Annotated in this window: 13 protein-coding genes; 6 read left to right on the top strand and 7 right to left on the bottom strand. The window is 67.0% G+C overall.

Translation table 11 applies throughout. From position 1 onward, the window contains the following. Positions 1-19 precede the first annotated feature (19 nt). Positions 20-1,546, top strand: a complete 1,527-nt coding sequence (locus DIE17_RS23590; protein WP_124921354.1) for a CYTH and CHAD domain-containing protein — start codon at positions 20-22, stop codon at positions 1,544-1,546. Positions 1,547-1,583: 37 nt separating this feature from the next. Here DIE17_RS23590 and DIE17_RS23585 read toward each other — a convergent pair whose 3' ends face one another. The 7 genes from DIE17_RS23585 to DIE17_RS23555 form a co-directional block, all read right to left on the bottom strand. Beyond that, positions 1,584-1,961: a RidA family protein gene (locus DIE17_RS23585; RefSeq protein ID WP_124921373.1), complete on the bottom strand. Its 378-nt coding sequence runs from the start codon at positions 1,959-1,961 to the stop codon at positions 1,584-1,586. 133 nt (positions 1,962-2,094) lie between these two features. Next, positions 2,095-2,556, bottom strand: a complete 462-nt coding sequence (locus DIE17_RS23580; protein WP_321924285.1) for a cytochrome c — start codon at positions 2,554-2,556, stop codon at positions 2,095-2,097. A gap of 62 nt (positions 2,557-2,618) precedes the next feature. After that, the gene (locus DIE17_RS23575) at positions 2,619-3,122 is read right to left on the bottom strand and encodes a cytochrome c (RefSeq protein ID WP_124921352.1); all 504 of its coding nucleotides are present in this window, start codon (positions 3,120-3,122) and stop codon (positions 2,619-2,621) included. Beyond that, complete coding sequence (locus DIE17_RS23570) at positions 3,119-3,664, bottom strand: methylamine dehydrogenase light chain (protein WP_044847763.1); 546 nt, start codon at positions 3,662-3,664, stop codon at positions 3,119-3,121. Before DIE17_RS23570 ends, DIE17_RS23575 begins: the two co-directional genes overlap by 4 nt. 39 nt (positions 3,665-3,703) lie before the next feature. Continuing rightward, positions 3,704-4,339, bottom strand: a complete 636-nt coding sequence (mauD, locus tag DIE17_RS23565) for a methylamine dehydrogenase accessory protein MauD (protein WP_124666908.1) — start codon at positions 4,337-4,339, stop codon at positions 3,704-3,706. Continuing rightward, entirely contained in the window at positions 4,336-4,893 is a 558-nt protein-coding gene (locus DIE17_RS23560; RefSeq protein ID WP_124891681.1) for a MauE/DoxX family redox-associated membrane protein, read from the bottom strand. Before DIE17_RS23560 ends, mauD begins: the two co-directional genes overlap by 4 nt. A gap of 7 nt (positions 4,894-4,900) precedes the next feature. After that, the gene (locus tag DIE17_RS23555; RefSeq protein ID WP_124921351.1) at positions 4,901-6,058 is read right to left on the bottom strand and encodes an amine dehydrogenase large subunit; all 1,158 of its coding nucleotides are present in this window, start codon (positions 6,056-6,058) and stop codon (positions 4,901-4,903) included. A 241-nt stretch (positions 6,059-6,299) separates the two neighbouring features. On the opposite strand from DIE17_RS23555, the gene DIE17_RS23550 reads away from it, so the two are divergent. The 5 genes from DIE17_RS23550 (at position 6,300) to DIE17_RS23530 (ending at position 12,349) form a co-directional block, all read left to right on the top strand. Continuing rightward, entirely contained in the window at positions 6,300-7,262 is a 963-nt protein-coding gene (locus DIE17_RS23550; RefSeq protein WP_124485166.1) for a helix-turn-helix domain-containing protein, read from the top strand. A 137-nt stretch (positions 7,263-7,399) separates the two neighbouring features. Then, positions 7,400-8,344 (top strand): GlxA family transcriptional regulator, encoded by a 945-nt coding sequence (locus tag DIE17_RS23545; protein ID WP_044847758.1) that lies wholly within the window; start codon positions 7,400-7,402, stop codon positions 8,342-8,344. 474 nt (positions 8,345-8,818) lie between these two features. After that, positions 8,819-10,531, top strand: coding sequence for a M36 family metallopeptidase (locus tag DIE17_RS23540; protein WP_124921350.1), 1,713 nt, complete (start codon positions 8,819-8,821; stop codon positions 10,529-10,531). Positions 10,532-10,607: 76 nt separating this feature from the next. Continuing rightward, positions 10,608-11,861: a M20/M25/M40 family metallo-hydrolase gene (locus DIE17_RS23535; protein WP_124921349.1), complete on the top strand. Its 1,254-nt coding sequence runs from the start codon at positions 10,608-10,610 to the stop codon at positions 11,859-11,861. 119 nt (positions 11,862-11,980) lie between these two features. Continuing rightward, positions 11,981-12,349, top strand: coding sequence for a YbjQ family protein (locus DIE17_RS23530; RefSeq protein WP_124485163.1), 369 nt, complete (start codon positions 11,981-11,983; stop codon positions 12,347-12,349). Positions 12,350-12,355 lie beyond the last annotated feature (6 nt).

Here is a 12,355-nt window from a genome sequence, read left to right as displayed (position 1 = left end):
GCAACATATCGGAGGCGGTATGGAACGAGAGCTGAAGCTGCGGGTTTCCGCAAAGAACCTCGACAAGTTGCGCCACGCGCCGTTGCTTGCGCAGTCCAACGGCGCCGGTGCGACTCAACAGCTGACGAGCACGTACTTCGACACTGCCACGCTCGCATTTCACCGGTGCGCGGCTTCCCTGCGGGTGCGTGCGGCCGGCAACCACAGAGTCCAGACGTTGAAACTGGAAGGATCGGCCCGGGCCGGCCTGTTCGAGCGGGACGAATTCGAGACGCCCGTCGACGGCGACGTCCCCGATCTGACACGGCTGCGGGACACGCTCCCCGATGACACCGAGTGTGGCCGCCTGGTTCGCGACCAGGCCACGGCACCGGATCTTCAGCCCGTGTTCGTCACGCGGATCAAGCGGCGGGTTCTACCGCTGCGCCTGCCTTCCGGCGACGAAGTCGAGGTCGCGCTCGACAAGGGGACGGTCGACGCGGATTCGAAGTCGGTCCCGATCGCCGCGATCGAACTGGAACTGAAGCACGGCCGCCCCGAAAACCTGTACGGCATCGCACTGGAATTGCTCGACATCGCGCCATTGCGCATCGATCACGAGAGCAAGGCCGATCTCGGGTACGGGCTGCTCGTCGCCGAGCACCAGCCGGCCGTCAAGGCGCGACCGGTGCAGCTGAAGAAGCACGATTCGATCGAAGACGCGTTCTGCCGGATCGTGCGCAACTGCCTGGACCAGATACGCGCCAACGAACGCGGTGTCGAGTCCGGTCATGATCCGTCGAGCGTGCATCAGATGCGGGTGGGGCTGCGTCGCCTGCGTTCGGCGCTCGACCTGTTCGCGAAAGTGATTCCCGCGTATCCCGGCCTTGACGACGAACTGCGCTGGATCGCCGGCGAGCTCGGCGCCGCGCGCGACTGGGAAGTGCTTGCCGGAGCGACGCTCGACCATGCCGGCACGAACGGCAATCCGGACGAGATCCGTTCAGTGCGGAACGCCTGCAAGCGCATTGCCGCCCTCAATCGCCAGCGCGCGGCTTCCGCAGTCGGATCGGTTCGCTACACGCGGCTCGCGTTACAGCTCGCGTCATGGGTGAACCGAAAGGGCTGGCGGGACGGGATGCCTGACGAACGGCGCGATGCCATCATGCAGCCGGCGAGTCCGTTTGCTCACGAAGTTCTGCGTCGCCGGCACCGGAAACTGATCAAACGCGGCAAGAGGCTGGCCGATCTCGACGATCACCGGCGTCACCGTGCGCGCATCGCGGCGAAGAAAGTCCGGTACGCCACCGAATTCTTCGCGTCGCTGTGCCGCAAGCAAGCCGTCCGCTCGTACGTCGACGCGCTGTCCGAACTTCAGGATGATCTGGGCTGGCGTAACGATGCCGTGGTCGCCGAGCAGTTTCTGAAGGCGCTGCCTCGCACGTCACCCGACGCCGCGCCGGGCGCGGGCTTTGCTCGCGGCTTTCTGGCCGCGCGTGCCGCGGCCGATCATCAGACGTTGAAGCAGCTGTGGAGCCGCTTCAAACGGCTGTCGCCACCGCACTGAAGCGGCACGCGGCCGCATCGACGTTGCGCGATGGCCCTCAGGGCTTGCACGCGATCGCCTCGATCTCGATCCTGGTGCCGACCATGTTCGTCGCCAGCAACGTCGAGCGTGACGGTTTGGTCTCGGGGAAGAACTCCGCATAGACGCGATTGAATTCGGCGAAGTCGCGCGCGTCTTCGAGCCAGACGGTGGTTTTCACGACGTCGCCGAGCGTGCATCCTGCCAGCGCGAGTACGTGTGCGACGTTCTTCAACGTCTGACGCGTCTGCGCTTCGATCCCGCCGGCAACGATGCTGCCGTCTTCGTTTCTCGCCACCTGACCGGATACGAATACCAGATCGCCGGCTTTGGTCGCCAACGATCGAGGCAGGTTTCGCGTGACGGGGTTGCTTTCTGCGAAGTATTCGATTGCCATTTGAACCTCCGTTCGATCCGCCTGGCGCCTGCGCCGGCCAATGACGACGAGCGTAGCGCGGAACCCGCGCGCTGCCAATCCGGTGTTCGCGACCGAAGCGCCGCGACATGCTGCGTCGCCCCGTCGTCGCTGATCAATAGCGCTCGGACACACCGTCGATCCCGCGCTCGTGCAATTCGCGCACGAGCCTCGCACGCACCGTCGCGACATCGGAAAACGCGGGCCGTCGACGCGCGGCGATTTCGTCAGCCGTATAAGGCTTGAAATCGCGCGGCAGCGCATCGCGATTCATCGTCGTGAGCACCCAGTTCAGTACGTCGGCGAGATCCTGGTCCGACAGCGCCGAGTTCGACGCGCCGGGCACGCGCATCACATATTCGCGCCCGGCCGGCAGATGCGTGAAATAGCCGAGCGAGTTCGCGAGCGGCGGCACCTTGCCCGGAATGCCGCCGCCCGTCGCCGTGTGGCAGCCCATGCAGTTGAGGACCCAGTGCTGCCGCGCGAGCGTGGCGTCGGCCGCGCCGTCGGCATGCGCGGGGACGACGAACGCACAAGCGGCGACGGCGACCAGCATCGACGACAGGCAGCCGGTCATGCACGACCCGATCCGCCACGCCCCCGCACGGCGCCCGCCACGGCGCTGAATGCCGGCCGCATTCACAGCCCCAGCCCCTTCGTCACGATCGCACGCTGCGCGTGAACGGCCGTGCCGTCCATCTCCTTCGCCCGCGCCGCGCGAATGTCGGCTGCCGTGAACGGCTTCGCGTCGCCGTGCCGGTCGTTGAGATCGAACACGACGTAGTTGAGCACGTTCGCGATGTCGTCATCGCTCGCGCTCGCGAACGACGGCATCTTGAAGTTGTAACGCTTTTCGTGCACCTCGATCTCGCCGAACATCCCGTGCAACAGCGTCGCGACGAGTTGCGCGCGGCCCGCGTCGGCCGTCGCGTACTTGCCCGGATACTCGGTCAGCGGCGGCGCGAGGCCGTCCTGCCCCTTGCCGCCCGCCTGGTGGCACACCGCGCACTGCGCGTCGAACAGGCTCTTGCCCGCCGGGTAATGAACGGCCTGCTGCGCACCGGCCTCGCCCGGAAGCATCAGAAACCCGGCGGCAGCCGCCACGCACGCGGCCACGATCTTTCCAGCTTGCTTCACTTTCATTGCTTTGCCGCTCCCAGCAGGACCGAAACCGAACAGTGGTAATTCGAATTACCGTTCGCCATGCACCAGTTGATGTCGTTGTTCAGCGACAGCTTGTACAGCGGCTTCTCGCGCTCGTTGCGGTTGCAGAAGCACTTGCCGCAAGACGTCTTGCCGCAGCAGTCGTTGTACGACACGATGTAGTCCGAACCGTCGTGCGGATTGCGGCAGGTGCCGATCCACGTGATCGGCGACGGTGTGGTGCCCGGCGGGCAGCTGCTCGACGTACCACCGCAGCAGCTGCACAGCCAGCCGTCGATCGCGCAGTATTTCCAGTAGTCGCAGCTCATCGGATCGTCGCTCGCGCCCGATGCGGCGGCACCGGACGCCGCCGATGCACCCGAGGCCGCGTCGGCCGCATACGCGGTTCGATCGACGGGCAACAGCGGCAGCATCGCCGATCCCACCAGCACCTTGCCGAGCTTCGCCATCGCGCTGCGCCGCGAACTATGCTGCGCGACGCCACGCGCCGACCGTTCGAACCATGAATCAAACAGGCCCATTCCGTTGTTCTCCGTTGACGTTGAAGGAAGGTCGGCCGATCACGCGTGCTGCGCGTGCTCTTGATGGCCGTCGTGGTCGTGATCGCCGTGCACGAACTGCTGCAGCGATGCGACGCCACGCTCTTTCGCTTCGAACAGGCTCTCGAGATGCTCGCGCGTATTGACGAGCCCCTTCGCGCGCACGGTGCCGGTGTCGTCGAGCAGCACCGCGTACGGCAGCTTGCCGATCTGGTACGCGAGGCCGAGCTCCTGCGACAGTACGTACGGGAAGCGCGCGAGGTCGTGCTTCTGCGCGAAGCGCGTGTGTTCGTCGGGATCGCCGTCGCTCGCGAGCACGATGTTCACCGGCGTCGACTCGCTCGCCTGCAGCGACGGCAACAGCGGCAGCAGCTTCTTGCAGACCGGGCACGTCGGCGACAGGAAGAACAGCAGCGTCGCCTTGCCCGCTGCATCGATGCCGCCGACCTTCACCTGCGAGCCGCGAATGTCGGTCAGCTCGAAGGCGGGCGCGATCGCGCCGACCGCCGGCCCCTTGTCGATCATCAGTGCGCCGGCCGGCATGATGCGTTCGTACAGGATGCCGATCTGGCGCACGAGCGCGAGGCAGATCGCGCCGAGCGCGAGCACGGCGACCCACAGCAAGGCGGTGGAAACGGTGAGAGCGGTTTGCATCATGAATTCCTCAGGTGGGAAAGGCGCGGTACGTTGGCGAGCAGCACGTCGACGGTGAGCAGCGCGCAGACGATCAGCAGCACGGAAGAGAACAGCGTCAGGTAGTCGAACCACACGACCGCGCGGCTGCCCGGCTCGACGAGCGCGGTTGCGGCCAGCACGACGAGCAGCAGCACGCGCGCGACATGCAGCCAGCCGATGCCGCGCGGCGCATCCGTGCGCGCGGCCGCGGCAATACCGGAACAGCCGCAGTCGATGTCGGTGTGGCCGCGCAGGATGTTGATCGTCACGCCGGCCGCGAACACGAGCAGCAATGCGATCAGGCCGAGCGCGCCGGTCATGCGTGTATCGGGAAACAGCAGCGCCGCGGCGCAGACGGCTTCGGCGAGCGGAATCGCGAACGCGGCGGGCGCGGTGAGCGCATCGGGCAGCAGGCGATAGCCGGCGAGCGCCTGCCGGAACGCGGCCGGCCGGCGCATCTTCGCGAAGGCGCCGAGCAACACGACGACGGCGGCGCCTGCCTGCGCGCTGGTGGCGAGTACGGGATCGAGCGTCATCGCGGCCTCACGGATTCACGAGCAGCGTCGACGTACTGCCGATCTGCTTCTCGACGTGCTGCAGCTTGCCGCTGTGCGCGTCCATCACGACGAGATCGGACGTGCCCGTCAGCCCGTAGAACAGCGGCTTGTCGTCCTCGCTGACCTGGATCGACACGAGCGGATCGACCTTCTGCTGCGCGAGATCCCAGCGCGCGACGCGCTGTTTCGTCTTCAGGTCGTAGATCCACACCTGCGTGCCGGGATCCTTGTGCGTGCCGTCACCACCCTTGTGCATCAGCACGTAGTAGCGGTTCTGCCTGACCTGCACGGCCGTCTGCTGCATGCCGCCCGGGCGCCAGCCTTCGGCGCGCTCGGCGTCGGTCAGCAGCGACCACGACTTGCCGAACGCGGGCCTGGCGCCGTTGAAATCGGCGCTGCGCACGTTGCCGTGGTAGGTCGTGAACAGATAGCCGCCCTGGTAGCGCGACGCGTTGATGAAGGCCGGATCGTTGTCGACGTCGATGAATGCATCGGACATCGTGCGCTTCACCTCCTTGCCGTTCGCGTCGAGCGTGACCGTGAGCGCCTTGCCGCTTTCGCACAGCGCGGTGAAGCGGTCGTTCCCCGACGGATACGCAAGCACGCATGCCGCGGTGTCGATCTCGGACAGCACCTGCTTCGACACCGCGTCGATCACCGTCACCGACGCGGCCGGCGTGATGTTCGCGACGTACAGCCGCTTGCCGTCCGCGCTGAACACGGTGTTGTACGGCGACGGCACGTGCTGCCCGTGCTTCGTCGGAATCACGATCTCTCCGGTGTGATCGAGCGTCGTGTTGTCGGTCATCTCGACGACGTCGGTGCGCGTGCCGTGCGAGCCGCGCGAGAAATAGGTCGTCGCGATGAAGCTCGTCTTGTGGTCGGGCGAAATCGCGAGGCCGGGAGCGAAGCCGCCGTCGATCTGGCCGAGCAGCTTCTTCGCGTCGGCGTCGTACACGAAGATGCGCCCGTCGGTCATCGTCGGCATCGCGATGTCCACGACGTACACCGCGTGCGGATGCCACGGCGGCATCTTCTGCACGACCAGTTCCTCGGGCTTTTCCGTCGCGTCCGCGCTGCCGGCCCACGCCGCCGCGAACGCCAGCGTCGCCGCGAAAGCCGCGGTGCGTCGCCTTGTTCTCATGTCGCCTCCAGTTGGGATTCAGGTAATGTGGGGCGACTGTAGTTCGACAATAAATCGGTTCAGCACCCGGACCGGCAACGCGTGCGTGCCGATTCGGGATATTGGAAAACCGCCTGAAAGGCACCTGCGGCGCGCCCCATCCGACCCCGCCAGAACCCCTGCCGGAATAGCGCTCATCCGTATTGCACCGACCGCCCGGTCGGTTTAATCTTGCGCGGTCCGAACGACCGCCGGAGGCGCCGTGCTCGTGTTTCACCAGATGTTCGACGACGCAGACCGGCATGCCGAGGCGCTGCGCGGCTGGGATCAGCGTTACGACCAGATCGGCTGCGGCTCGTATCGCAGCACGGTCAAGCACGTGGAGCTCGACGGCGTGCAGTTGTTCCAGGAAGCGGCGAACGTGCGCGTCATCCAGCGCGGGCGCCTGCCGGCTGGCCATACGGTATTCGGAATGCCGCTCACCGGCTCGGGCACCTTCGCCTTCGGCGATGCGCGCATCGAGCGCGGCACGATCGTGATGGCGCGCGGCGGCTCGCCGTTCGAACTGCATTCACCCGACGACATGTCGCTGATCGGCGTGGTCGTCGACGCCGAGCTGATGCAGCAGATCGAGGATGCCGCCGACGTCCGGGTCGACGAGCGCGCGCTGCGGCGCGGCGTCGTCGACGTGCCGGTCGCCGCACGCGAACGCGCAAGCCTGCAGTTCGCGACACTGCTCGAACGCGTGCTGTCGGCACCCGCCACGTTCGATGCGGCGCGTGCGCAGTCCGAGTTGCGCGGCGAGGTCGCCAACGTGCTCGTCGATCTCCTGACCTACCGGATGCCCGAGCCGCCGCACCGCCTCACGCATGCGTGCCACGCCGACATCGTGCGGCGCGTGCACGACTACGTGATCGGGCACCCGGAAGCGCCCGTCGACATCCTGAGCCTGTGCACGCAGCTGCGCGTGAGCCGGCGCACGATGCAGAACAGCTTCCAGTCGGTCGTGCAGACCGGTCCGCTGAACTACACGCGCTCGCTGCGCCTCGCGCAGGTGCGACGCCTGCTGCTCGACACGCGGCAGTCGGACCTGCCGATCAGCGAAGCGGCCGCGCGCTGGGGCTTCATCCACCTCGGGCATTTCGCGAACGCGTACAGGGCCCAGTTCGGCGAACTGCCTTCGACGACGGCGCGCCGGACGGTGCGCGGCGCAAAAACGCGCTGAGCGCCGGCAAAAACCGCGATAATCGTGCGTTGAACGTCCGGCTTCCGCGAGCCGGGCGCGGCGTGCGCGGGCCTGCCCGCTCGCCGTGCCGCGCCCGCGCAGTACGTGACGACCACCCGCTTCCACCCCACGCCCCGATGCCAGAGGATTTCCACTTCCTGTTGCTGCCCGGCTTCTCCGCGCTCGGCTTCATGTCGGCGGTCGAACCGCTGCGCGTCGCGAACCGCTTTCGCACCGAGCTGTACCGCTGGCACGTGATCAGCGCGGACGGCACGCCCGTCGCCGCGAGCAACGGCATTCCGGTCGCGGCCGAAGCCGCGTACGCGGACGTCGCGCAGGTCGAGACGGTGTTCGTCGTCGCCGGCTTCGATCCGCTCGTGTGCTACGACCGTGCGCTCGCCGACTGGCTGCGCCGCCAGAACCGGCACGGCGCGACGCTCGGCGGCATCGACACCGGCAGCTTCGTGCTCGCGGAAGCCGGGCTGTTCGACGCCTCGCAAACGCTGACGCTGCACTGGGAAGCGCTCGCCGCGTTCCGCGAGCGCTACCCGGGCCTGAACGCGACGCAGGAACTGTTCGAGATCGACGACCGGCGCATCACCTGCGCGGGCGGCACCGCGTCGATCGACATGATGCTCGACCTGATCGGCCGACGGCATGGCGCCGATCTCGCGGCGGCCATCTCCGAACAGTTCGTCGTGAGCCGCATCCGGCAGCGCTCGGACAGCCAGCGGCTCGAGATCGCCGCGCGCTATGGCGTGCACAACCGCAAGCTGATCCAGGTGATCGACACGATGCAGCGGCACATGGAAACTCCGCTCGGCTCCGATGCGCTCGCGCAGGACGTGGCGATCACGCGGCGCCAGCTCGAACGGCTGTTCAGCGCGACGCTGAACGACACGCCGACGCGCTTCTACCTGAACCTGCGCCTCGATCGCGCACGCGAGCTGCTGCAGCAGACCGACATGAGCATTACGTCGGTGTGCGTTGCGTGCGGCTTCGAATCGCCGTCTCATTTCTCGCGCACATATCGCTCGCGTTTCGGCGTGAGCCCGCGCAGCGACCGCCGCGCGACGCGCTGAACGGCGCCGCTTTTGCGTACAATCCGGCGCGCCATTGCACGCGCCGGCAGCGTTTCCCGCCATTCGCTCAACAATGCCGCCGATTGATCGACGGACCGAAGCGGCCTTCGAAAATAAATTGCAAAGTTGCCGAAAATATTCTGTAACATACCTCGCAATTAGATAGGCAGCCCTAAGGAGATGAGAGCCCGGGCCCGACGCATGTCGCGCCACGCAGGCTGCCAAACCGATATCAATTCCGAGGGGTATGACATGACGATGCTCGCCTCACCGTCGCCGCACCTGCCTGCCGTTCGCTTCCCCGCCGCCATTGCGTTCCGATTCGTTTCGACCTGACGCTTAGTTATCCTCAGTCAGTCGAATCTCCCAGCACCGCTTCGCCGCACCGGCTCCATCGAGCCGGCGCGCGAGCCGTGTCGTGCCTGCTCGCCACGAGCGCGCGGGCGTGTCCAACCGTTGAGATGAGGATCACCCATGCAGACATCACGCAAAGCATTGCCGCTCGCCCTGGGTCTCGCGCTCGGTTTCGGCATCGTCGGCGGCAGCGCGGCCGATACCAAGGTCGCGAACCCGCAGGCGTCGAGCCTGCGCGAAAGCCTGACGCGCGGCGTGGCACCGGCCGCGGCCAAGGCCGATACCGCCGCGGGGCAATTCCGCGCCGACGGCGTCGCCGTCACGCTGTACAACCCCGCCTATCGCGCGAACAAGGCGGCCGCCACGCCCGCGGCCGCCGCGCGCGATTTCGTCGCGTCGCAGGCGACGCAGCTCGGGCTCGACCCGGCCGCGCTCGCGAGCCTCGCGGTGACGTCGGAGCGCAGCGATGTCGACTTCACCGTCGTGCGCTTCCAGCAGCAGGCGGCCGGACTGCCCGTGTACGGCAGCGACATCGCGGTGACGGTCGCGAAGGACGGCCGCATCCTGTACGTCGCGAGCAACACGATCAACGGCGTGGCCGTCACCGCGCGCAAGACACAGGCGGTCGACCAGCAGCAGGCGCTCGACCGCGCCCGCGCGTATCTCGGCGTCAGCGGCTTCACGAACCTCGACGCACAGCGCGTCGCGTTCGTCGACAAGGCCGGCACGCATACCGCATGGAAGGTACGCGGCCGCCCGCAGGACGGCCCGAAGGGCGACTGGGAACTGCTGATCGACGCGGACAGCGGCGAAGTGCTGCGCGCCGAGGACAAGGCGTTCTATGCGACCGACGGCACCGGCTTCGTATTCCGGCCCGATCCGCTTTCGTCGACGAAGAGCAGCTACGGCAGCACGGGCTACAAGGACGGCAATGACGCCGATTCCACCCAGCTCACGGCCGCGCGCGTGCGCGTGACGCTGAAGGATCTCGCGCAGTCGAACTCGCGCTACGGGCTGTCGGGCCCGTATGCGTCGTGCGTCGACTTCGATGCGCCGCGCGACAACGCGTGCCCGGCGCAGGCGACGCCGACGTTCGAGTTCACGCGCGGCAACCTGTATTTCGAGGCGGTGAACACGTACTACCACATCGACACGTTCCTCCGTTACGTGAACCAGACGCTCGGCATCAAGGCGCTGCCTTACCAGTACACGGGCGGCGTGCAGTACGACCCGCACGGCGAATCGGGCGACGACAACTCGTCGTACTCGTCGAGCAGCGGCCGGCTGACCTTCGGCCAGGGCGGTGTCGACGACGCGGAAGATGCGGACGTCGTGATCCACGAGCTCGGCCACGGCATCCACGACTGGGTGACCAACGGCGGCCTGTCGCAGCAGGAAGGCCTGTCGGAAGGCACGGGCGACTATCTCGCCGCCGCGTACAGCCGCGACTTCAATCAATGGAGCCCGTCCGACGCGCAGCATCACTGGGTCTACAACTGGGACGGCCACAACGAATACTGGGGCGGCCGCGTGACGAACTGGAACGTCGGACGCACCTACGCGCAGGCACGCGGCGCCGAGATCCACACGGCTGGCCAGTACTGGGCGTCGTGCAACCTCGTCGCGCGCGACGCGATCGGCGCGCAGGCGATGGACAAGGCCTTCCTGAAAGGGCTGTCGATGACCAACAGCTCGACGAACCAGAAGGCCGCCGCCCAGGCGGTGCTGACGGCCGCCGCCGCGCTCGGCTACAGCAGCGCGCAACTCACGGCGATCGGCAATGCATACAACAAGAGCTGCACGTACGGCGTGACCGTGCCGCAGAAGTCGTAATTCCGCAGCAGGCGGGGGCGTCGCATGACCTGCGACGCCCCTCTTCCTCGACATCGCCATCCTCACGAGATCGAACATGCCTACTCTGACATTGACCCGCCTGAGCGCCGCGCTGGGCGGCATGCTGCTGACCGCCGCCGCGCACGCGACGCCGGTGTGGATCACGCTCGGCGACACCGCGTTCCGCCAGCTTCAACGCATCGATGCGAGCGCAACCGCGCAGTACAGCACAGCGGTCGACGCCGGCAAGACGGCCGACGGCGCCATGCGCCGCGAAACCGTGCATATCGTCGAGATCGACGATTCACGACTCGGCGAACTCGCCCATGCTGTCCACCATGCGCGCGGCCACGGGCCCGGCTACATCGTGCACGACTCGTTCGACGACGCACGGCAGGCTTTGCAGCCGGTACCCGCAGCACTCGCGAAACAGGCGGCCGTGCCCGCCTACCGGCTATCGAACGCGCCGCAGATCAAGGCCTGGATCCAGCAGCTGCAGGCCAGCAACATCGTCGGCACGATCACGTCGCTGTCCGGCTTCACGAACCGCTACTACACGACGTCGCACGGCGTCGCCGCGTCGGACTGGCTTGCGCTGCAGTGGCGGCAACTGGCCGGCTCGCGCACCGACATCGCCGTCGAGCAGTTCACGCATGCGGGCTTTCCGCAAAAATCCGTGATCCTGACGATCCGCGGCAGCGATCCGGCCTCGGGCACGATCGTGCTGGGCGGCCACCTCGATTCGACGGTCGGCCGCACGACGGAAAACACGCGCTCGCCCGGCGCCGACGACGATGCGTCCGGCATCGCCAGCCTGACCGAAGCGCTGCGCGTGCTGCTCGCGAACGGCTACCGGCCGAAACGGACGATCAAGTTCGTCGGCTACGCGGCCGAGGAAGCCGGCCTGCTCGGGTCGAAGGCGATCGCGAAGCAGTTCCGCACGCAGAACGCGAACGTGGTCGGCGTGCTGCAGCTCGACATGACGAACTACCAGGGCGATCCGAAAGACATCTACCTGATCACCGACTACACGAACGCCGCGCAGAACACCTATCTGACGAACCTCGCGAAGACCTACCTGCCCGAGCTCGCGATCGGCACGTCGCAATGCGGCTATGCGTGCTCGGATCACGCGTCGTGGCATGCGCAAGGCTATCCGGCGTCGTTCCCGTTCGAGGCTGACCAGAACGACAGTCCCTATATCCATACCGTGAACGACACGCTGGAGAATTCGGACCGGCAGGCGAACCACGCGCTGGAGTTCGGCAAGCTGGCGCTTGCGTATGCGGTCGATCTCGGCGGCGACGGCAGTACGACCGTCAAGCACTGACCGGCCTCGGCCGGCGCGAGTCGCACCGGGCGCGCATGCGTCATGCGCGCCCGGTCGAGCACGTTTCCCGTTCCGGATAGAATCGTCGTTCGACCACTTCCGCACCACGGTGCTCCGCCATGACCGATTTCTCCCGCTCCGTCGACGCCCTCTCGCCCGAGCACGTCACGAGCGCATTCGATTTGCCCGGCCACACGATCGTCCGCTCGCTCGGCGTCGCACAGGGCATCATCGTGCGTTCGCGCTCGATCGTCGGCTCGTTCGGCGCGGCGCTGCAAACCATCTTCGGCGGCAACATCACGCTCTATACGTCGCTGTGCGAGAAGGCGCGCCAGCAGGCGTTCGACAAGATGCTCGCCGACGCGCGCAAGCTCGGCGCGAATGCGATCGTCGCGATGCGCTACGACTCGACCGAGATCGGCTCGGGCGTCACCGAAGTGATCTGCTACGGCACGGCCGTACAGGTCGCGCGCGACGCCGGCGTCTGACCGTCA

Origin of the sequence: Burkholderia sp. Bp9099 (assembly GCF_003857805.1) — a bacterium.
In the GTDB taxonomy this organism is placed as follows: Bacteria; Pseudomonadota; Gammaproteobacteria; order Burkholderiales; family Burkholderiaceae; genus Burkholderia.
Note: the sequence above shows the minus strand (reverse complement) of the source record. Positions and strands in the feature narration are given on the sequence as shown.